Consider the following 22,821-nt stretch of genomic DNA (forward strand, 5'->3'; position numbering starts at 1 on the left):
GTCTGCGCAAATAAATTCAATCTTCCTTTATCTAGACTTTAACTATCGGTTTCGGAATTTCACCGAATCAGCCATCACGAATGACAGCTCATGGACTTTACCACCGGTCGGGAATCGCACCCTGCCCCTTGAAGATGAACCGTTATTTTTTTGTAAGTATTTCATTAATAAATATATAGTACAAATAGCTTATTCGTCAATCATTTGTACTTTCTTTTTTAACTTGAAAAAAACTTTCCCCATCTTCTAGCACTTCGATAAACAAACGTTGATCTTTTGGTAAACCCTTAATTTCACCTAAGTCAAATTCATAGCCATTAGGAATCTCACGACCACCACTAAAACGTTCTTTAAGAAAGTGACGTAACGCTTTCATAATGCGTCCGTTACTTTGCGCTTTTTCAGCTGCTTTGGCTAAAGTAAAACCATCTTCAATATAGCTAGCAATATTACCAGCTTGAATCATCGTAAAATAGGTATATTTTCGTTGACCTGTTTTTGAAATTTTAGACTCAATATAACCTTTTTTCTCCCAATAACGTAATTGTCTAGTTGATACATCGACAGCATTGGCCACATCACCGATACTAAGTAACATAGCTTCGCTATCAATTATTTTCTTTACCACTGCTAGGCGACCCGCGGGGTTTTCCATGTTTGCTCCTCCTCATTAATGCTGTATATCTTGTTGCATCTTTTAAACTAATTATAACTTCTCTAACATCTTTGTCAAACAAGTTGACAAAGATGTTATGATAACTTATAGTATTAAAGAAAAGTTTTTGAAAAGAGGTTGTAAGCTTATGCCACAAGCAATTGACGCACATGGTAAACCCTATAAGAGATCCTTATTGATCCTTGTGCTATTAATAGGTACTTTTTGTACCGTTTTGAACCAAACAATTTTAACCACCGCATTTCCTACATTAATGGATGCTTTTGATATCAGTACTTCTACTGTTCAATGGTTGACAACTGGATTTTTGATGGTTAACGGTATCATGATTCCCATTAGTGCCTGGTTAACAAGTCGTGTTCCTTCTAAACGACTTTATTTATCTGCTATGGCTGTTTTCCTAATTGGAACCATTCTATGTTACACAGCTCCTACGTTCCAAGTTTTACTTGCCGGACGTTTAATCCAGGCTCTCGGAGTTGGTGTTACCATGCCACTCCTCCAAACTCTAATGTTGACAATTTTCCCAGCTAACCAACGTGGTTCAGCCATGGGTCTTGCCGGATTAGTTATTGGGGTAGCTCCAGCAATTGGTCCTACTCTTTCTGGATGGATTATTGATAACTATCACTGGAGAACCCTATTCGGAATGATTATTCCAATCGTATTTATCGTTCTAATCGCTGGTCTATTATTTATGAAAGACGTTTTGGAAACCGACAAGAAGAAGCTAGATTGGATTTCAGCTGCTTTATCTACAATTGGATTTGGTAGTTTACTCTTTGGTTTCTCCGAAGTTGGAGACAAAGGCTGGGGTGACGCAGTAGTTATTACTACATTAATCGTTGGTGTTATCTTTGTTATTTTATTTGGTATCCGCCAATTGAGATTAGAAAAACCATTCCTTGATTTACGTGTACTAAAGATTCCAGAATTTTCAATTTCTGCTACTTTAAGTTCAGTTTCAATGATTGCCATGGTGGGGGCTGAAATGGTACTTCCACTTTATATTCAAACCGTGCGTGGCGAATCAGCTTTCCATTCAGGTTTAACACTATTGCCGGGTGCTTTAATGATGGGATTCCTAAGCCCTATTACTGGTCGCCTATTTGATAAAATTGGTGCCCGTCGTCTAGCAATCACTGGAATGTTCCTCTTAACTGCCGGAACGCTTCCATTTGCTTTCATTACTAAGACTACACCAATGATTTATATCATTGTCTTGTATGCTGTTCGAATGGCCGGAATTGCGATGGCAATGATGCCTGTAACAACTGCTGGTATGAACTCTCTTCCATTTGAAAAGATGGGTCATGGTACTGCGGTTAATAACACTCTTCGTCAAGTAGCCAGTTCTGTTGGAACAGCCATCTTGGTTAGTGTCTTGACCAACGTTACCAAGAACCAAATGCCTGGTAAGCATCTTCTCTCAGCCCAACCACTCGCTTACAAAGATCAAGCATTTGACGCAACCGTTGCTGGTTACCATGCGACATTCTGGATTGCTATTGGCTTTAGTGCCCTTGGTTTAATCATCGCATTCTTTGTAAGTCGTAAAGCAGGCAGCACTGCCAAAGTACAACCTCAAGCAGGAGGTAATAAATAATGATTATCTTTCTTTTAATTATCGCAGTCATCGCAACGTTCCTTTCGATGACACTTATCTCTAAAACAGCTGTCCGTGTTATTTGTTCTGCTATTTCTGCAATCGTCGTAATCGCTTCGGTTGCTTTGATGGTAATGAATGATCGTGAACATTTTGGGATGCATAAAATTACTGAAACAACTACCCAAGAAATCTACTCAGTCTCACCTTCTAAACAAATGAGCATGTTACTCTATAAGAGTATCGGTACCGCTGATAAAGATCGAGTTTATATCTACAATAAGACTACTTCTCAAAAGAAACCTAGTCATACTGAAACTGATAAAACTACTAACAAGGTTAAAACAACTAAAAAGAGTACGGCTCGTTTAGTTAAATCTACAACCCGTTGGACTTATAAGAACAACACTTACAAGTTCTGGTTTGGAATTGCCGGTAATAACCGTGAAGTTTCAAAACGTGTTAATACTTTCTACGTTCCTAATAATTGGATTACCTTATCAACAGAACAAGCCGCTAAGCTTCAAAAGAACGTTAAAAAGAATCAAGCTCAAATGAAAGCTGATGCTGAAAAGTATGTTAAAGCTAAGGTCACAGCTACTGTGAAGTCAACAATGGCTGCAGCACTTAAGAAGAATCCTACAATGAGTGCTAGTGATCAAAAGAAACTAATGGCTGATACAACGGCTAAAGCTTCTAAACAATATGCTGCTCAATATCAAGCTCAAATGATGCAGAAGATGATTGAAGAAGCTAAGAAATAATTACAACTAATAAAAACACGCTGAACTTTTGAAGTTCAACGTGTTTTTTGTTATTCAATTATTTTTAACAAAGCTTGACGAAACTTTTTAAACTGTTCATCGGTTGTTCTGAATAAATCTAATCGACTTAAATGGCTGTCTTGCATCCATTTTTTTGGATCTTCTTCGTGCAATAATTCTACCACTAACTCTTGCGTTTTTTCATAATTTATTTGTTCCGCTTTCTTTAATAAAGAAAAGTCTTCAATTCCTCGATATAATTGTTTTAACCTTAGTGAAGGTAGTAAATGTCCCGATGTACTTGGATATACTAAACATAAATCGCCAGTCGGCAAATTATTGGTATTGTACCTTATGTCTGTTATCGCATTTTCAGGCCAACAATTATAGGCCCACCGTAACAATCCATCTGTCCTAGTCCAATAAGCTAAAATTGGTAAAAGTCGTGTTTCTAGTAAATCACTACTCAAGAAAGTATTTGGTTTATCTGGATAATTACAAACATAAAATTGATTGCTATTTAATTCTGGATGCTGACATGTACAATTAAAAGATGTAACTAAATAATCTATATCCGAAGATAACGCTTCTAATGCTTTTTCTTTATCAAAAGTAACTTTAAGCTTTGCGTCAGGAATAATCTTCTTCAATTCTTTAATTGACTTTTTAAAAACATCTAGAGCATTAACTTTTGGTTCATCTGCGACAATATATGTCTTGGTCCATACTCCAATTTCTTTTAGATGCGTGACAACTTGTTTAAAATATTGTTCTAACTGTTCTTTTGTATTTAGATAAGCAAATTCTTGACATTCATCATCTAAATATCGAAGAATGATTGGCTCAGGATAGTCTAGTCCTTTAACATCAGGGAAAAATGGTGCTTGCCATACCCCTAACCATCCAAATAAATCAATTTCTTGATTGATTCCGGCCGACATCATAATATCTAAGTATTGATCTAGTTGCGTAAAATCACATTCGATATTTCCTTTTTTATTTTTATGAATCTGAATCATCGAGTATTCAAATAAATTAGCTGGGTAATCTTTAACTATATAACTAAACCACCCTTTCCAAGGAATCTCAGAACCAATCACCGTAACAGCCTTTTGTCCTAAATTTGATAAACTCTGTGCCATTTCTTTAATTAGTTGTCTATGCTTCTGACCCCAAGGTTCTACGCCGAAAGTTCGAGCTAAATTAGAAGGTTGCTGCCAGATATTCAGATTAAAATCCTTGGTGATTTTCTGAGGTAAAGTATAATCTAAAACCCTAACTATTAATTCTTTTTCCAAAATACATTTTTCAGAACCAATTAATGGAGCAAACATCAATCTTATTTTAACTTTATATTTGTCTGGTTTCTGTTCCTGATCAATAGGAATTTCAACATAGATTGGTGCCATTCGATCCCCAGTGTAAGTTTTTTCCTTCTCCTCTAAAATTTTATCCGCATAATAAACACCTTGTTCATCCTGATAATAGTCTACGAGGTGAGCTGATACTTTTAAATCACTTTCAATGTCCACTCGATACGTATTAACATTTAGATTATTCGGTAATACAAATTGCTGGTTTAATACAATTTGATTGGTCTTCCCGTCATGAAATAATAATTGGAAAGCTCCTGTACTATTGCGAGGTATCTTCAAACAATCCAAATTTTCAGGTTTACTATTACTCATTTTGGTAGATGCGCGATAGTTTTCAGTTGTAATATAGCCTTCCATATCCATTCTCCTTGCTTATTTCTAAACTAATTTTCTATTTTTCAGCATTAGCTTGTTCTATTTCATATTCATGATTATCAGCAACTTTAAAGAATGGAACCCAAATGAAGAAACTGATTACCATACAAATCAACATAATAATAGTCAGATTAATTCCACCTTCTAATGGCAATTTAGCAAACACTGGTGTTGTCCAAGGCATCAAACTAATTGTTGGATTTAATGAAACTGGTAAAATTGTTGTAACTAATCCCCAACTTAAAAATCCTGTAATTATTGGCGTAATACATTGTGGAATGAAAAACATTGGATTTAACATAATTGGAACCCCAAACATAATTGGCTCAGTAATATTAAATAAGGATGGAATAAAGGAAAGTTTACCTAATTCTCTAAATTTAGCTGATTTACCTCTAATCATAGTAAAAACAATCGCTCCCATAAAACCACTTGCAGCAATACCAGCATACACAACACTAGGAACTAAATATGGTAATGGTTTTCCGTGTTGATAAGCAGTAATATTGCTAACAATCATTGTCATAGTAATAACACTTACTGGCCCTTGTAAAACCGCATTATGAATACCAAAGAACCAAAGCACAGATAATAACTCCATAATTATAATAATTGAGATTGGACTTGTTGCTAAAGAATCCAACGGTGCTGCAACCACGTCTACAAAAAATTTAAAAATTGATCCTGATGCTGTTAATCCAAATAATACGCGCAAACCAAAAATTAATACAAAAATAATTGTGACTACAAATACTGGTGCTAGCGATTCAGTAACCATTGCTGGAACGCTATCTGGTAGTTTAACAATCAATTTTTTGCTTGATAAGAAAGCATATAAACGTGTGATTATTAATGCTACTATCATCCCAATAAAAATACCTTGTCCACCAAGATAATCAAGCTTTAAAGCGCCAATTGTTTGAGTAACAGCTTTACCATGTTGTATTACCGTTGTACTAATGGTTTGAGGCATTAACATAAAGAAGCTTGCCAACGAAATCAATGCTGCGTTACGCTCATTAACTTCTAATTGCTTAGCATAGGCGTAAGCTAAGCTATATACTACATAAACAGAAAATACTCCAGTAGCTCCATTGGTGATGGCTTGAACATGGTCATAAATACCAACCTTAGTTAGCATTTGCGTCCAACCAGGGAATGGAAAATTACCAATAATTGTAATAAATGCAATTCCTAATGTAATTGGTGTAGTTCGGATAAAACCTTCCATCAATGCAGCCAATACTTTATTACCTTGTAATTTTTCTGATAAAGGTAATAATTTGGCGTTCAATATATCTTGAAATTTACTCATAACAAACTCCTCACTTTATTAAAATTAATATTTTCGCTTTTCATGTAAGCGCTTTATACAATTCTAATTATGTAGCCTTACTCAATTTACAACTATAAAAATAATAAGGTTTATATCACATAAATTAACCCATATTATATAATTAAGACAAAATCTTCCTAAATTCAATTAACGTATAATTAGTTTAGCTATAATAATTGGAAAGGATACACTTCACTATGCAATTAACAGCTATGATAAAAGTAATGGATCTCTTATATCAAGAGTACTTAATCCCAATGGTAATTTTTGATGAAGAGGATACCCCACTCTATCCAAAAATGAATATTTCCACATCACTATTCAATAATCAAACAGACTCTAAAGTAACTTTGTTTAAGAAATCTGATTATTTATTTGCTACTTTCAATATCAAAAATATAAATGGTCCAACTTATCATTTTTTACTTGGTCCCTGTGGAATTACAGGTACAACTGCGACTACTTATAAAATGCGTAAGGAGATTTTCTATTCCAATATTCACTATGCCAAAGAGACTTTGGGCAATTTTATTTCTTTCTTGGAATTAATTTATCCGATCATGACCGGCGATATTCTATTACAATCAGATATAACATGGCATGATGCTTCTGTACCTAACGATCCAATTTCCGATACAACATCATTTGTTCAGAATCTGTATGAACGACGTGTTAAAGGTACTACATTAGATGCCTATCAAATGGAACTTCATTACATTGAATGTATTAAAAAGAAGCAACCCGAAAAAATCAAATATCTGTTAAAAAAATTAGCTGAGAACCGTGAAGAAAACTTATCTACTAACGAAATAGAAAGTCTAAAATTAAAGTTTGCCGCATTAACAGCTATACTTACTAGAATCAGTATTGAACAAGGCGTGCCTATTAACCAAGCCTTTAGTCTTTCAGATACTTTGATACAAGGGCTTGCTTCCGTTCATTCATTCGAAGCTTGGATAGAACATGTACAAATTGCCACAAATAGTTTCATCGGAATTCAAGAGGAAGCTACCAAAATTAGCCAATCACCTTTAATTAAAAAAATCATTAATCATATTGATGACCATTTATATGAAAAAGTCACATTAGACACCCTAGCTTCTGTTACTAACAAGAATAAAGCCTATCTTTCTACACAATTCAAAAAAGAAACTGGTTTAACAATTCATCAATATATACAAACTAAAAAAATTGAGGAAGCTAAGCATCTCTTATTGTTTACAGAACAACAACTTTTTGAAATTAGTGCACTATTATCCTTTGCCAGTCAAAGTCATTTTATTAAAGTATTTAAACAAATCACTGGAACTACTCCTAAAGAATATAGAAGTAAGCATTTCAATACGATTTAATTTTTATTCATTGTTCAAGAAAAGCGCTTCGTAATTTTTTACGAAGCGCTTTTCTATTTCAGATGCAAACATCTCTAACTGAATATCATTTTATTTAAAAATTAAATTTAAGTAATCACTGATAGCTTTATCGTAGCCATTACCGTCTATTGTTTGTGCTTCACCATGTCCCGCTTTCGGAACAAAAAATTTATAGTTATTATTCGTATCTCCCAATGTGGCTAAATACTGTCCATTGTCTTTAAAAGGTACAACCAAATCAGATTCTCCATGAATAAATAACTTTGGCATAATAGCATTAGTAATTCCTTGTGCCGGTAAATTTCCATCGATATCGACATTAGCTTTAGGTTTAATATAGTAGTTGTTAATTGTTTCCATCATTTTTTGTAAATTCATTGGAGTTACCGAAAAGTCCTCAGCAAAATCAGTTCCTGTCAAATCTTTAAGTTCATTTTTACCGATTGCAGCCATAGTATAAACATAACCTAATTCATTTCTTATATTAGCAAATCCACAATTTTCAATAATTCCTTTAATATTAGATGAATAATTTTTAGCCAGTACTGACATCATCGTCGATGCTCCCATTGAACCACCATAAAGAACTATTTTTTGATCGGGTTTATCTTTCAAGTAATGATTAATCCATGCCTGTACATCATCAGATTCGTATTGCCCAAAGGTTACATAATCACCACCGCTTAAGCTAGTAGCTCGATTATCAACACATAAAATATTGTAACCTTTATCGTAAAAAGTTCTTATTTCCGGAGTATCATTTCCGGCTTCATAACCTCCACGAAATCCACCATGCATTACTACTGTTTTATCTGCGTTTTTAGTTATATCTGGATTATGCGGTGTATAATATGCATAAGAGTCAATATTTGATCCATCCTCATTATTTTTAATAGATATTGATTCAGGACTTCCCGTTCCTGGTAGAAAAGCTCCAGTACCATTAATATTTACAGTCTTTTTAAATTTAGCATATACTGAGGGATTATTTTTAATCGCTTCAATGATTTTACTATCTTTAACAAAACCAAAATCAAAGAAAACATATGAACCCCAAAGCATTTTTACTTGAGCAGCATTTGCCTCTCCATATTTTTCAAAATCAGCTTTTTCTTTTAATGCAATTGTACTAAATAAGCTTTTTATGCTAACTGGATTTTGTTGTTTTACAAAATTCTCTATCTCATTGGCATATTTCGTCGGATTAAAATCTTCGGTTTGTTTCACATTTTTAACAGTATGTTGCAATTCTTGAGCCTCCACACTATCATTAATTGATTGCACTTCTCCACCTAATACTAAAGCTACAGCCATACTTATTGCAAAAATAGTATATTTCTTCTTCATAATATTTTCCCCTTTTTACCCAAAATATTAAACCCCCAATAAATTTATTAGTATAAAAGTGTTTTTCCATAAAACAAATTTTTTTAAAGCACAATTGTGTTAATGTATTCTTCTCCAAGTTGGTATCTTCGAACAGCTCCTATTAAATTTGCATCACTTCTAAATTCACTAGCTGTAAGCGTTGGACGCGGAATCGGTATTGATAAAGAATTATAAAAACGTTCGATTCCCACTCTAAATTGATTCATAAATATTTCATTCTGGCTTACACCACCTCCAATAATAAAACTGGCTGGATCAACAATTAGCTGTAAGTTATATATCAATCTTGCAAACGTTGTAGTATATTGATCAAATAATTTTAATACCTCCGGATCTTCTTCACTAATTAACTCCATTACCTGGACTCCGTCCAAGTCGTTGTTCCTCTTTAGGTTCTGGATTTCTTGTACAAAGTAAGAGAAGCTCAATTCGCGACCTTTTAAAGTAGCTGTTTTTGTATCATTACTATCTAGTAGGGCTGAAAATTCACCGGCTATCCGATGACTTCCCAATATAACTTTGCCCTTCTTGGCAATTGCACCCCCGATTCCAGTGCCAACCGTAAGCATGACCCCATCTTGGCTTTCCTTTAACTTCCCTCGCCACAACTCAGCTAATAGCGCACATCTAGCGTCATTTTCGATTGTCACTGGAACATTTAATTTTCCTTCTAGCAACTTTACCAAATTAATTTGATTATTGTATTGTAAACTTCCTCCTTGAATTATTAAGCCAGTTTTCGCGTCAATAGTCCCTGGTACACTAAGTGCTACACCTACATACTTTTCCCAAAATTGATTACATATCTTAAATAATACATTCGTAAAATCCTCAAAATTAGTTCTTGGAGTTAGAACTTTGTCTGTACTTTCTAAATGCTGAAATTCTAAATCGTAGAGGCCATATTTGATAAAAGTCCCACCAACATCAATACTTAAGAGCTTTACCATTACAACTCGCCCCCATTGCTTTCAATCACTTTTTGATACCAATAGAAAGAATCTTTTTTATAGCGTGACAACGTCCCTTTGCCTGTGTTATCCAAATCAACATATACCATACCGTACCTTTTTTTCATTTCTCCAGTACTTGCTGAAATCAAATCAATACAGCCCCATGGTGTATATCCAATAATGTCTACTCCGTCTTCATTAATCGCTTCAGCTAAAGCATTAACGTGTTTCCTTAGGTAATCAATACGGTAATCATCATGAATTATGTGACCAGATAAAACTTCATCTTCGTGTCCGTAACCGTTTTCAACAACAAATAAAGGTATTTCGTAACGTTGCCCTAACCAACGAAGGATTAATCTAAATCCATCGGGATCAGATTGCCATCCCCATTCGTTAGCTTTTAAATACGGATTTTTTAATCCCATGGAGAAGTTTCCTCCAATAGAACTATCTGCGTTCTTATCGATCTCACTTGATACCACCGAACTTGAATAATAAGATAAACCAATATAATCGACAACACCTGTCTGTATATCTAACAACTCTTCATCCGTTATATCTAATTCTAAGTGATTTTTTTGTACCATTCGTTTTACAAAACTAGGATAGTGTCCTCGAACATGAACATCCGTAAAGGCTAGCGTTCCACGTGTTATATAATCATCAGCAGCCAAAGCATCTTTAGGATTAGTAGTCTTAGGGTATCCCACAGTTGTTAACACCATACATCCAATCTGATTATTAGAATTAATTTCATGTCCCATTTGTACAGCACGTGCGCTAGCTACAAATAAATTATGCATTGTCTGACATTTCACTTGTAAATATTTAGGATCGTCATTTGAAATTTTAACTCCTGAAATAGCAGGTACGAACCATGTACTATTGATCTCATTGAAAGTCATCCAATATTTAACTTTCCCAGAATATCTTTTAAAGAGCACTCGACAATAATTCAAATAAAAATCAATCAACTTCTTATTTTTCCAACCACCATACTTTTCAACTAAGTATAGTGGCATTTCATAGTGTGATATTGTTATGACTGGTTTAATATTATTTGCTAACAGAGTGTCTATTAATTCATCATAAAAGGCTAATCCTTTTTCATTTGGAGATGCTTCATCACCTTTTGGGAAAATACGTGTCCATGCGATTGATGTTCGAAAACATTTCAACCCCATTTCCTTCAACAATTTTATGTCGTCTTTGTATTTGTGATAGAAATCGATCCCTCTATGGTTAGGATAATACTCTTGAGGATCAATTTCTGGAGTAGCCCTACGCCTTTTCGAACTATTCCCGACTGTCATGATATCCATGATACTCATTCCCTTCCCATCGATATCATATGCTCCCTCGCACTGGTTGGCAGCCATTGCTCCTCCCCATAAAAAACCATCTGAAAATTTTTTGTCCTTCATATTTTATACCCCTTCATTCAACTTTTTAGTAATCGTTTTCTAAATCGATTTAATTATAAGAAGATTGAAATAAAATCAATATCAAAAAAATTAGGTTTATATTAAAAATAAATTTTAATTTTACAAAAAAATAGTCGAAAAGATTTTAAAATCTTCTCAACTATTTTTTAAATTAAAATATTTCAGTTACACAGACAAAAATTATAAATTTCTTTCAATTTCTTCAACAATTCGCTTTGACGCATTTCCAGCATTAAGTCCACAAAAACGCTTATAAAACATCTCAAATTGTTGATTATTACTTATATCATTTTCCTTTAATTCGTTCTCAATTTCATCGTATAAATCAACCGAATTATATGCAATTTTACCAGGTAAGTCTTTTTGGTAATCCAAATAAAATCCCCGCAACTCGTCCTTATAAATTTCATAATCATACGGATAAAATAAAATCGGACGCTTAAGATATGCATAATCGAAAAAGACGCTCGAATAATCCGTTATTAGTAAATCCGATACTAAGTATAATTCAGAAATATCTGCATAACTAGATACATCGTATGCAAAATCTTCAAACCCTGAAATATCCATTGAATTCGCTATCAAATAATGCATTCTAAGTAAAAGCACTGCATTGCTTCCAAATCGTTCTTGGAATTCTTTTAAACTAAAAGGTAATTCAAATGAATATTTACCCTTTTGAAAAAATTGATTATCTCGATACGTTGGAGCATACATAATAACCTTTTTATCTAAAGGAATTCCTAATTTTTGTTTTAACAATTTAATTTCTTCTTTTGTGGGATTAGCCAATTTATCATTCCGTGGGTAACCAATTTCTACAATTTTATTCTGATAACCAAAAGCTTGTCGAAAAATATTAGTTGAGTATGTATTTGGACTAATTAACACATCCCAACGATTGGCTTCCCTAACAAAATTTTGATGATAACGTTCCGTGTTCGTCCCAGGCATCACAACATTTTTAATATCTAATCCGAGTTTTTTCAAAGGTGTCCCGTGCCATGTTTGGATTAATTTTATGTGATCGGGTTTCCGCACCCACTGCGGTAAACGAGCATTTTCAACCCAAACTTGGGCTTTTTCGATTGTTCGAACCCATTTGAAAGAGCCACGTATTACATAATCATATCCGTTCTTCTCTGCCTGGGTTGCTAATCCCTTGTTTACAACCCAAATCAAACGATATTCAGGATGAGTTTTTTTCAACTCTTTATAAATAGCTAACGGAGAATCACTGATTTGACGTCCACCAAAGCTTTCAAAGATGACCGTAGTATGTGTATACGGCCTGTAATTTAAATTAAACATCTGAGCTAAAATTTTGCGCTTTATCTTTTTTAATAATTCGATTAAATTCATAAAGTTTATCTTCCTAACCACATTATTTGATGTTAGTGTAATATATTTCTATAACCTCGTTTACAATTAACCATACTTTCAACATAGTTATTTTTCACCTAGAAATTCATTTGATAGTTGATCAACTTTCATTTTTAGATCATTTCTACCAATTCTTTTTTGATTACTAAATACAACAACTGCTTCTTTACCATCTTGGCTGATGCGCACATGATCCTCAAATCCATAGCCATAACCATTAGCAAATCGGTAAAATGGCTTATTTGATGTGTACAACCCTGCTTGGTACTTAGCCTTACCTGGCAAATAAAGTTTTGTAGCATTATTCTTGCCTAAAATTTTCCCATTCAATAAATTAGATAACACTTTATAATAATCAGGAGCTGACATATAAACCTGCCCAGTTCCCAACTCTGAATGAATCGTCGCGCCATTAGGTTTTTGTTCAACTTTTTCACTATCATTTTTTACCATATATCCAGAAGCACAGTTGATTCTCTCGTTATTTTCATAAGCGAATTTTGTCTGCTTAAGACCTAACTTCTTAATATATGTTTGATTAAATAATTGCTTATAGCTTTCCCCAGTAATTTCTTCAAGGATTTCTGATAAAATCACAAAATTAACTGGTTGATAACTCCATTTTTTATTTTTCCTAGCAATAGGATCATACTTAACATTATCAACCACATCATCTAAAAGTTCAGCGCTAGATAAGTCATCACCTGAAAAACTCATTTTTTTCAAGGTTAATCCCGAACTCATATCTAGTAAATCACGAATTGTTATATCTTTAGCACCAGGCAATTCGGGGATAAATTTATTAACCTTATCCGTTAACTTCATGGTACCCTTATTAACTTGCATCATTACTAAGCCAGCTGTTAAAACTTTTTGCAGTGAATCTATTTCGTAACTAGTAGATAACGTATTTTTACTATTAATATTTGCCCAATCAGAGGTATAGCTATCTACTATTTTATTATTTTTGATTAAAATTGCTGTACCACTGAATCTTACTCGCTTAAATTTTTTCTTTAGTACCCCTTTATATTTACTTTTTTTCACTACCGGAATTCCCACTCTAGTATTAGAACTTATAGTTGGTTTAATCGTTTGCGTAGTCCGATTTTTAAAGATCACAGCGCCTACACTGCAAATTAGAATAAAGAAAAAAATAATTATATATTTTTTAAAATTAAGAAACTTCATGCCGCTTCCTTCTTCCAAATGTATAAGATACTAGAGAAATCCCCCAGCACATATACATAGCACTTAAACTTACTTTACTTACAATTTTAGATTTATATTCTAATTTCACTACATTTTTACCCTTTTTATCTGATACTATTGTCGGAACACTCATTCTATCCAACTTCATTTCATTTTTAGATATTTTTTTTCCATTTAAAGTTAAAATTGAATTCTTATAAAGAGTAATTGGTATTTTCTTTTTACTTCCAACTTTTGAAGCGTGCCAACTAATTACCAATATATTTCCACGCACTTTTTTGCTTGCTTGGTTCTTAGTACTAATAAAATCTTCATTGTATTGTGCATAAGAATGCTCGGCCTTACTTTTTAAATTAGGCATCGGCATGTAATCTGGGGTAGGCTTTTCCACTATTTCTAATCCCCTTTTCAAATTATTGCTTCTGAATGCTTTTTTTATTTCACTGTCATTATTACTTTTAAAAATAACATTTGTTTTATTTGCTACCGGGCTCCCAGAACTACATCTAACACTTAAATTTTGAATGTTGCCATATGTTTGTATTACTCCAAGTAGGGCTATTACTAAAGTAAAAGTAGTAAGTATTTCAGTACTGATCCTAGTTTTTATTTCTAGAATACTTAAATTTAACCCTAGTACCAATAAAATAAATGCCATAGTTTCAAAACGAGCTGGAAATTGAAGGAATGTTTTAATTACAGGGTAATTATTATCCACAAACTCCCATGGAAACAAATTTGATGCTAGTACTAACAAAATTGTACCTAAAATTGTTGTTACCTTATTTATTACCGTAAACTCTGTCCAATGTACTACAAGTAAAGATATTTGGACCAAAAATAGTGCACTTACTGCCAACCCTAGATGCCAAAAATCTGGTTTATCTAGAGATAAATTAACCGCCGATTTAGCCAAATTAGATGGGTAAGGACCGTACAAACTATTTCCCGTATAGACTTCTATAAGTGCCCACCATACGTTAAAAGTTAGTATTAAACTTAATAATGCAGCTTTTACACATTTAAAAAACAGATCTAATTTATTATCATTTTTTACAATACTTACAACAAAAAACGATAACAAAACACCTATCGCAATAGCTGCACTTAATAAATGTACTTGAATAACTAACGAAACACATAAGGCGAGTTGTAAAACCCGGAGATTCTCCTCATCGTTCTTTAACATCTTTATACCCATTAAAACAATTAATGGCATTAAGGCGTTCCCTATGGACATAAAATTTTGATCTATTGTCCATTTTCCAACCCAAAAGCTTCCCATAAATAAAACCGACGTAATATTAGCTACTCTTCGTGAAGACCCTACCTTCACCGCTAAAACATTCATAGTATAGCCACTTAAAAAAAATACAAAAAAAGATGTTAAGACTTGAAACTTTAGCCAACTATGCACTATATATAGTAGTGCTCCCATCCCATATGCTAACAAAGGACCGTACAGAGCATTTATTATCCTGCCACTTTGCTGAAAGCCAAAATTTGTCTGAAAATAGCTAAAGTTTCCTGTCCTAAACTGCATATATGTATCATAAAACCTATTAAAATGAAAAATCGAATCGGCACCTAAAATAATACTTTTGTTCATTATTTGAGGTAAAACCAATATAAAACTGATAAAAAAAATGAATAAAATATTTTTTATACCGATTCTGTCCGCTTTTGCATTACTTAATTCCACTCTAACCACTCCTCCTTAATAAAAACCATGAATTAGATATACATCTATATCTCAAATCATGGTTTTTACTTTTAATTACCTAACTTTATGTTGTACTGGATGCATTAACGTTGTTGGATGTTCCAGCGAATTAGTAACTGAGTGGCCAGAAATGTTTACCAACGCAAAGAATGCAAGTCCTAATATTGCTATTCCAGTAACAATCCTGGTTGTCAAAGACATCTTGTCTGGAGTTATTTGATGATACATTCTTTCCTGTACATCCTTTTCTGCTTGATTTTTATCGATGCCCTTCTTGACTTCATCTTCAATTAGAGACTTACGATACTCATCAATGTTAAATTTAATTTGCTCTTTTTTCTTATCTTGTTGGTATTTTTTACGTTCTTTGGCTGTCTTCTTTTTGAAGTCACTTGAGAATTTACGGTAGTGTTCAATTACTTCCTCTGTCTCGCCAATTTCTCGTAGTTCTCCAAAATGCATCCATGCAACTCTATCACAAATCATTTTTACTTGATTAAGGGAATGACTAACAAACAAAATAGTCTTTCCTTGTTCCTTGAATTCCATAATCTTGTCCACACACTTTTGATAGAAAGTATCATCACCAACAGACAATGCCTCATCAATAATCATGATATCAGGGTTAATGTGTACCGCAATTGCAAATCCCAAACGGGAACGCATCCCACTAGAATAGTCCTTAACCGGTTGATCAATAAAAGTACCGATATCGGCAAAATCGATGATGGAATCTCTAACTTCATCAATCTCTTTGATTGTCAAACCTTGCATCAGACCCTTTAGACGGATGTTTTCGGCACCAGTTAAGTTTCTCTTTAAACCAGCGCCAATCGCAATAATTGAAGTATCACCTTTAACATCGACCATTCCTGTGGTTTGAGGAATGATTCCGGAAATAATATTTGAAATGGTTGATTTTCCTGAACCATTCACTCCAATTATTCCAAAAGTTTCCCCTTTTTTAATTGTTAGACTAACACCTTTTAAAGACCAGAAATGTGGAACATCTACTTTCCCAATATTAAAAAAGTTCTTTAGTTTATCACTTTTTGATTTAAAAAGGTCATACTCTTTTGTTACATTTTCTAATTTAATTTTATAAGTATTATCCATTTCAGACTCCTCGGCTTAAATCAAATCCACAAAATTAGCACGGAATTTATTATGTAGATAACTACCAAATATCATCACAATAAAAATAAACAACCAGAACGAAATCGTTAAGTTGAGATTTGGTTGTTGCCATACCCAGCCCTTAGAAAGCAACGACTCCCGGATTCCGTTAATAACGTAATAAAAAGGATTCAATTCTAAAAGACGTACTAATACAGGTGGAAAATTTGAAGTAACGAAGTTAAACAATACTCCACTCATATAAAACAGCATTCTTAACACTGATTGTAGGGCAATTTGCCAATCACGCACTAGTACACTCACTGTTGAATTAAAAATTCCCAACGCATACATAAGTGCAATCATACAAATAAAATAATATATGAATTGGACCCATGAAATGGTTGGCCAAATTCGATTAACAAACATCAAAAACACACCAAAAGCCATCATCGTCCAGAAACTATATAAATTTCCCATAATTTTAATAGATGGCAAAACGTTAATTGGAAATTTCATTTTAGAAACTAGCCCAACTTGTTGATAAATACTTTTAGAAGCATCTAAAGTTGTCTTATTCATATACAACCAAGGAGCAATTCCCATCACCATCCATGGCAAATATGGTACTCCTGGCATTGGATCTCCACGCTTCAAAGCCACCCCGAAGACGAGATAGTAAATTCCAATTTGAATCAGCGGATTCAAAAATTCCCAAGCTAAACCTAGATAATGACTTTGATAATTAGCACGGTCATCATACTTAGCCATCCGTCGAATTATCTTAAAATTAGTGAATTGGTCACTAATTATTTTGAACATTGTATTCATCGTTTGTATTGCTCCTTTAATAAATATAACTAATTTAAAACTTTACTATAATTTCAAAAGTAATTAAACAGTATTACTAAACTTTTAAAAATCTTATTTTCTAAAATTATGTAAAAACCAATAACGTATATTATAATACATTATTAGACACATAAATATTAAACAACTTAGGTAAAGGTGAACATTTTGAAAAACGTAGAAAAAGCAAACCGGCAAGATAACTTAATAAGTGTAATTGTCGCTTGCTATAATGTATCTGAATATTTAAGAGAATGCCTAGATTCTCTAGCAGAACAGACATTTCAAAAAATCGAAGTAATAATGATTGATGATTGCTCTGACGATACTACTCCTTCAATTATCGATGAGTATGCTCAAAATCATCCTAATTTTATTGCTGTTCATAATCCTGAAAACGCAGGTCCTAGTGCCTCTAGAAACAAGGGCATTGATTTAGCTTCTGGAAATTGGATTGCCTTTGTAGATGGAGACGATATCGTCCCATCCAATGCATATTCTACGATGATGCTTTCAGCTATGAATTCAGGCTCCGAAATTGTGACAGGTTTTGTGCGCCGGTTTGATAAGAGTCGTGATAAGCCTTCCTATCTTCACAAAAAAGCAATTATTGATGATTACAAACACACAAGTCTAAAAGAACATCCAGAACTTTTATATGACACTACAAGTTGGAACAAGTTGTATAAATTAGAAGTTCTCAAGAGAGAAAATATTAAATTTCCCATTAATCAAATTTATGAAGATGTTTCCTTCACTTCAAAGGCATTTTTAGCGAGTTCCGGTATAGATATCCTCACCAATGTTGTATATAGATGGAGATGGCGTGATGGTGGTAATTCATCTTTTACTCAAGTAAAAAATGAATTACCTAGATACCTCGACCGCTTAAAAAGTTTATATCAAGTAAAAAACATCTTAGAACAATATTCGCTTTGGCACGGTTCTAGTAAGCGCCAATTGTTATTTAAACTATTAGACGTAGATATTCCATTATTCATGGACGATATTGCCGATGCAGATGATACTTTTATTTATGCGTTTCAAGAGGCCACTATCAAATTTTTTAGAGAGTGGGATTTGTTAGATACACCACTCATCAAACTGTTGTCTGCTAAAAAGCAGTATCAATACTTTGCATTAAAAACCGGTAATTTTAACCTTTTAAAACAATTATCTTTTGGCCATCCATTGAATGGTAAAGTGGCAAATCTTGATAGAAAGAATCGAAACATTCCTATTTTTCATACACCTGCATCATTAAAGGTTCGGATAACAAAGGTAAAATATTTGAACGAACAGCTTAATTTTGCTGGAAGTTTACAAATAGGAAAAAAATCTCCTCATCATTTTCCTTTTAAGCAAGAAATCGTCAATGTATATCTGGAAAATATTGCTACAGGTAAAAAAGTTAAAATCAATACATTTACGCGTCCTTTTACCATTTTTAATTTCCATTTAAAACGCATGACGCCTCCTGCAAGTAAATTTAGTTTTTCAGTGAACCCAGTTAAATACGTTGAAAAGCTTGGGCTTGGAACTTACAAAATTAAGATTGATTATAAAAAAAGTAAAAGCTCTAAGTTACTTTCAGTCTATTTAGGACAGCCTAAAAAGGGGTCTGGATCAGTTTCAACTTTTACTGACCCAACAGGTGATATTTCGTTTATCTACGGACATAATACCAATTGGGAAACCACTATTAAGGCAGTTCCGACTTCCGATTTAGCAATTGGAAGTACTAAACTTCCAACAACAGTAACAGATGTTAAATTAGCCAGTTCTGGTAGTCTAATTATCAGCGGATCTTCCTCAGAATTAAATTTAACTGCTAAAATTCAAGATACTCTATTACCTTGTTCTTTTGATAATAACGGTAATTTCAAGTTAGAAATTGAATCAACTTTTTTAAAAAATTACTTTAATCAGAGTTGTAAAGTTAATTTTATAAACACTCAGACTGGACTAACGATTTTACCTAGTTTTAAAATTACTGAACAATTACTAAACAACTCTACTTTAAGTGTTGCACTTTCAATTAATCCAGCTAAGGGATTATGGATTAGACCTGATGTTTCGATAGCTCCAGCTAATAATGTACAATTTACTAAGAATTCTAATGCTGTTTCCCTTCAATTTGAGGTAATCCCCTCAATATCTACTGAAAAATTGAACGCTACGGGAAAAATCGAACTACTATCATCTGACCTAATCAATCGCTATCTAAATGGTGGTACAGCTACTGTTTTAGGCAATAAAATCGTTGGCACAATTCCCTTGGGAAACCCAACACAATTAAACGTTCTTTCTGGAAAATATCATATTTATCTAAATCTTTTAGATTCTAAAAATATTTCTTACAGATTTAAATTAGCTAATATTAATCCTGTACAAATAACTGTTCAAAATCATTCGATTAATAAAAGAACTAATTCTACCGTTCTTTTAGACAAATTCGGTTTTTTGAAGCTTAATATTAATCAGACCAAAAGTTGGATTGATCGGACAAAAATTCGTAGAGGGTTAACTTATTCCGTTCTGTATCCTTTAATGCGATTGTTACCCTTAAAAAAAGACACTGTTTTATTTGAAAGTCTTTGGGGTCAATCATATAACGACAGTCCAAGAGCTATGTATAAATATTTATCCAAACAACGTCCTAATATGAAATTCGTTTGGATCCTAAAAAATGAACAAACTCCAGTTGAGGGACCAGCAATTCGAGTTCGTCAGATGTCCTTTAAATACTGGTATTATATGGCCAGAGCTAAGTATCTTGTTCAAAATACTAACTTTCCAAATCAGTATTCTAAGCGAGCTGGCCAAATTGAGGTTGAAACTCTGCATGGAACATTTATGAAGGTAATGGGCTTTGACGAACCTCATTTTAAAAATGCATCGAATCGTGTTCAGAAAAATTTCGCTAAGCGAATCGGTCGTTGGGATTTAATGTCCGTGCCTTCTGACTTCATGCTGAAACATGGATCTGCCGCATTCGATTATCCTGAAAAGAAAATACTGAAAACGGGCTTTCCTCGCACAGATGAGTTGATTACCAATAATAATACTGACTATTTAGCCTCTATTAAAAAGAAACTAAATTTACCGGACAACAAAAAAGTTATTTTGTATGCTCCTACGTATAGGACAACAAAAGATGCTTTTAATTTTGAGTTGGATTTAGATATGATGCAAAAAGAACTCAGTGATGAATACGTCCTGCTTGTACGTCTTCATTACTTTGTATCTCATTCACAAAATTTCTTGAATAATTCTGGATTTGTTTATGATGTCAGTGACTATAACAATATTAATGATTTATATCTGATTAGTGATGTTTTGATTACTGACTATTCAAGTGTAATGTTTGATTTCGGTTACTTAAGAAAACCAATGATTTTCTTCGCATATGATAAAGATTGGTACTTGGATCCTTCTAACCGTGGTATTTATATGGATTATGATGCTACGGTTCCCGGACCGGTTGCACTAACTACCGCTGATGTAGTTAATTCGCTCAAACACATTGATGATGTAAAAGTAAAATATTCTGATAAACTTCAACAATTTTATGATAAATTTTGTGAATATGGGCGCGATGGAGATGCAGCTCAACGTTTAAGTGAAGCTATGCTTAGCTTAAAACCTGAAAACCAATCATCAGTAGAAACTAATCTAATACGCTCAAAAATCCAACGTTTGTTAAAACTAAATAACATACAACACAAATTATTAAATATTCTGGGACAACTTCTACCAAAGGCAAATATTGCAATGTTTGAAAGCTTCTTTGGACGTCAATATTCTGACAATCCAAAAGCTATTTATGAATACATGAAACAAAATTATCCAGAAATTAAACTTTATTGGAATGTCAATAAAGACTACGAGGAATACTTTAAAAAGCATAACATCCCCTATGTAATAAGGTTTAGCCTAAGAAGTATTTGGATTCAAGCACGCGCTAAATATTGGTTTACTAATGTTCGTCGTCCTTTTAGATGGTTTAAACCTAAAGATACAGTAGTAGTTCAAACCTGGCATGGGACACCCTTAAAAACAATTGGAACTGACGTTCAGCAGGTCACTATGCCTGGAGTAACTCGGATGAAATACCATAAACAAGTAATACGGGATTCAGCGCGTTGGGATTACCTATTAACGCCAAACCCATATTCATACGAAATCATGCAACGCGCCTTTAGAAAGCAATATCCACAGCTACTCCCAACTGGATATCCTCGTAATGATCGTTTAAGTAATGCAACTAAAGATGATATCAATCTATTAAAAGATGGCTTAAATATTGCTCATAATCAAAAGGTTGTCCTCTATGCACCAACTTGGCGTGACAATGACTTTGTACGAGCAGATCACTATCGCGCTGAATTGCACCTTGATTTAGATAAATTAATTGCAGATCTACCTGAAAACACCTTAATTTTAGTTAGAACGCATTATCTAATTGCTAATAACCTTGATTTAACCAAATATGGTAATCGAGTTATTAATGTTAGTGATTATGAAGATATTACCGACCTATATTTAATAAGTGATGTTTTGATTACCGATTATTCCAGTGTATTTTTTGATTATTCGATTCTTAGACGTCCTATGATCTTCTTTGCATACGATTTAAAAGCATATGCTGAAGATATTCGTGGTTTTTATATGGATTACAATTCAACGGTTCCTGGTCCAGTCGTTGAAACTAATGAAGAGTTAATTCCATTGGTTCAACAGGCTTTAACCGAGCCTACTAAATTCATTGACAACGATCAGTATCGAGCTTTCTTAGAAAAATTTGCTTCATGGGAAGATGGCCATTCAACAGAACGATTACTAGAAACGGTTCTCGAAAATAAACCTCCTTATGAACTTCAGCAATTAACTAATAGTGATAGTCTAGTTGTTGGCGATCAAATACAAATTAAAGATACCACGATTCTATGGTCAGGAATTCCTGGAGTGAAAGGAACTAAATTTATTAAGAATATTGATCTCTCTGAACGAGAAGAACCAGTATTCATAAAACAAATAGCCACTCTTACACCTAGAGATTTCCGTTCTTCAAACTTGTATACAGGCGGAGTTTGGATTAATGGTATTATTGATCATGAAAGTTTTTGGTTTAACGCCAAAAACGTATTAGCTAGTTAGTGCAACTAAGTTATAAAATAAAAAACCATAACGATTAGATTTATATATCTAATCGTTATGGTTTTTTATCTACAAAACACTT

Annotated in this window: 15 protein-coding genes and 1 riboswitch; of the genes, 4 read left to right on the plus strand and 11 right to left on the minus strand. The window is 33.4% G+C overall.

What is annotated here, in order from left to right; all coding sequences use genetic code 11:
- Positions 1-15 precede the first annotated feature (15 nt).
- Positions 16-140, minus strand: a riboswitch (FMN riboswitch).
- 56 nt (positions 141-196) lie between these two features.
- Positions 197-655: a MerR family transcriptional regulator gene (locus PEPE_RS07745; protein ID WP_011673745.1), complete on the minus strand. Its 459-nt coding sequence runs from the start codon at positions 653-655 to the stop codon at positions 197-199.
- A 148-nt stretch (positions 656-803) separates the two neighbouring features.
- Between PEPE_RS07745 and PEPE_RS07750 the strand changes: the two genes are divergently transcribed.
- Positions 804-2,282, plus strand: a complete 1,479-nt coding sequence (locus tag PEPE_RS07750) for an MDR family MFS transporter (RefSeq protein ID WP_011673746.1) — start codon at positions 804-806, stop codon at positions 2,280-2,282.
- A complete protein-coding gene (locus PEPE_RS07755) occupies positions 2,282-3,046 on the plus strand; it encodes a DUF4811 domain-containing protein (RefSeq protein ID WP_011673747.1) in 765 nt (254 codons plus the stop codon). Before PEPE_RS07750 ends, PEPE_RS07755 begins: the two co-directional genes overlap by 1 nt.
- A 50-nt stretch (positions 3,047-3,096) precedes the next feature.
- Here the strand turns inward: PEPE_RS07755 and PEPE_RS07760 are convergent, their stop codons facing one another.
- Positions 3,097-4,779 (minus strand): DUF4091 domain-containing protein, encoded by a 1,683-nt coding sequence (locus tag PEPE_RS07760; RefSeq protein ID WP_011673748.1) that lies wholly within the window; start codon positions 4,777-4,779, stop codon positions 3,097-3,099.
- Between the two features lie 34 nt (positions 4,780-4,813).
- A complete protein-coding gene (locus PEPE_RS07765; protein WP_011673749.1) occupies positions 4,814-6,112 on the minus strand; it encodes a PTS sugar transporter subunit IIC in 1,299 nt (432 codons plus the stop codon).
- A gap of 218 nt (positions 6,113-6,330) precedes the next feature.
- Here PEPE_RS07765 and PEPE_RS07770 point away from each other — a divergent pair, with 218 nt between their 5' ends.
- The gene (locus tag PEPE_RS07770) at positions 6,331-7,485 is read left to right on the plus strand and encodes an AraC family transcriptional regulator (RefSeq protein ID WP_011673750.1); all 1,155 of its coding nucleotides are present in this window, start codon (positions 6,331-6,333) and stop codon (positions 7,483-7,485) included.
- Positions 7,486-7,575: 90 nt separating this feature from the next.
- Here PEPE_RS07770 and PEPE_RS07775 read toward each other — a convergent pair whose 3' ends face one another.
- The 8 genes from PEPE_RS07775 to PEPE_RS07810 form a co-directional block, all read right to left on the minus strand.
- Positions 7,576-8,853, minus strand: a complete 1,278-nt coding sequence (locus PEPE_RS07775) for an alpha/beta hydrolase (RefSeq protein WP_011673751.1) — start codon at positions 8,851-8,853, stop codon at positions 7,576-7,578.
- Positions 8,854-8,936: 83 nt separating this feature from the next.
- On the minus strand, positions 8,937-9,845 hold the full coding sequence (locus PEPE_RS07780; protein WP_011673752.1) for an ROK family protein: 909 nt from the start codon (positions 9,843-9,845) through the stop codon (positions 8,937-8,939).
- The gene (locus tag PEPE_RS07785; protein WP_011673753.1) at positions 9,845-11,275 is read right to left on the minus strand and encodes a family 1 glycosylhydrolase; all 1,431 of its coding nucleotides are present in this window, start codon (positions 11,273-11,275) and stop codon (positions 9,845-9,847) included. The genes PEPE_RS07780 and PEPE_RS07785 overlap by 1 nt, the downstream gene beginning before the upstream one ends.
- Positions 11,276-11,476: 201 nt before the next feature.
- Positions 11,477-12,658, minus strand: coding sequence for a CDP-glycerol glycerophosphotransferase family protein (locus PEPE_RS07790; RefSeq protein WP_011673754.1), 1,182 nt, complete (start codon positions 12,656-12,658; stop codon positions 11,477-11,479).
- An 87-nt stretch (positions 12,659-12,745) separates the two neighbouring features.
- Positions 12,746-13,870: a serine hydrolase domain-containing protein gene (locus PEPE_RS07795; protein WP_011673755.1), complete on the minus strand. Its 1,125-nt coding sequence runs from the start codon at positions 13,868-13,870 to the stop codon at positions 12,746-12,748.
- On the minus strand, positions 13,857-15,593 hold the full coding sequence (locus PEPE_RS07800; protein WP_011673756.1) for a hypothetical protein: 1,737 nt from the start codon (positions 15,591-15,593) through the stop codon (positions 13,857-13,859). The genes PEPE_RS07795 and PEPE_RS07800 overlap by 14 nt, the downstream gene beginning before the upstream one ends.
- 75 nt (positions 15,594-15,668) lie before the next feature.
- Positions 15,669-16,730, minus strand: a complete 1,062-nt coding sequence (locus PEPE_RS07805) for an ABC transporter ATP-binding protein (protein ID WP_002832970.1) — start codon at positions 16,728-16,730, stop codon at positions 15,669-15,671.
- A 15-nt stretch (positions 16,731-16,745) separates the two neighbouring features.
- Complete coding sequence (locus PEPE_RS07810; protein WP_011673757.1) at positions 16,746-17,561, minus strand: ABC transporter permease; 816 nt, start codon at positions 17,559-17,561, stop codon at positions 16,746-16,748.
- Positions 17,562-17,738: 177 nt separating this feature from the next.
- Between PEPE_RS07810 and PEPE_RS09025 the strand changes: the two genes are divergently transcribed.
- The gene (locus tag PEPE_RS09025; RefSeq protein ID WP_372237475.1) at positions 17,739-22,739 is read left to right on the plus strand and encodes a bifunctional glycosyltransferase/CDP-glycerol:glycerophosphate glycerophosphotransferase; all 5,001 of its coding nucleotides are present in this window, start codon (positions 17,739-17,741) and stop codon (positions 22,737-22,739) included.
- The last annotated feature ends 82 nt before the right edge of the window (positions 22,740-22,821 follow it).

The sequence above is a fragment of the Pediococcus pentosaceus ATCC 25745 genome (genome assembly GCF_000014505.1).
Taxonomy (GTDB): Bacteria; Bacillota; Bacilli; order Lactobacillales; family Lactobacillaceae; genus Pediococcus; species Pediococcus pentosaceus.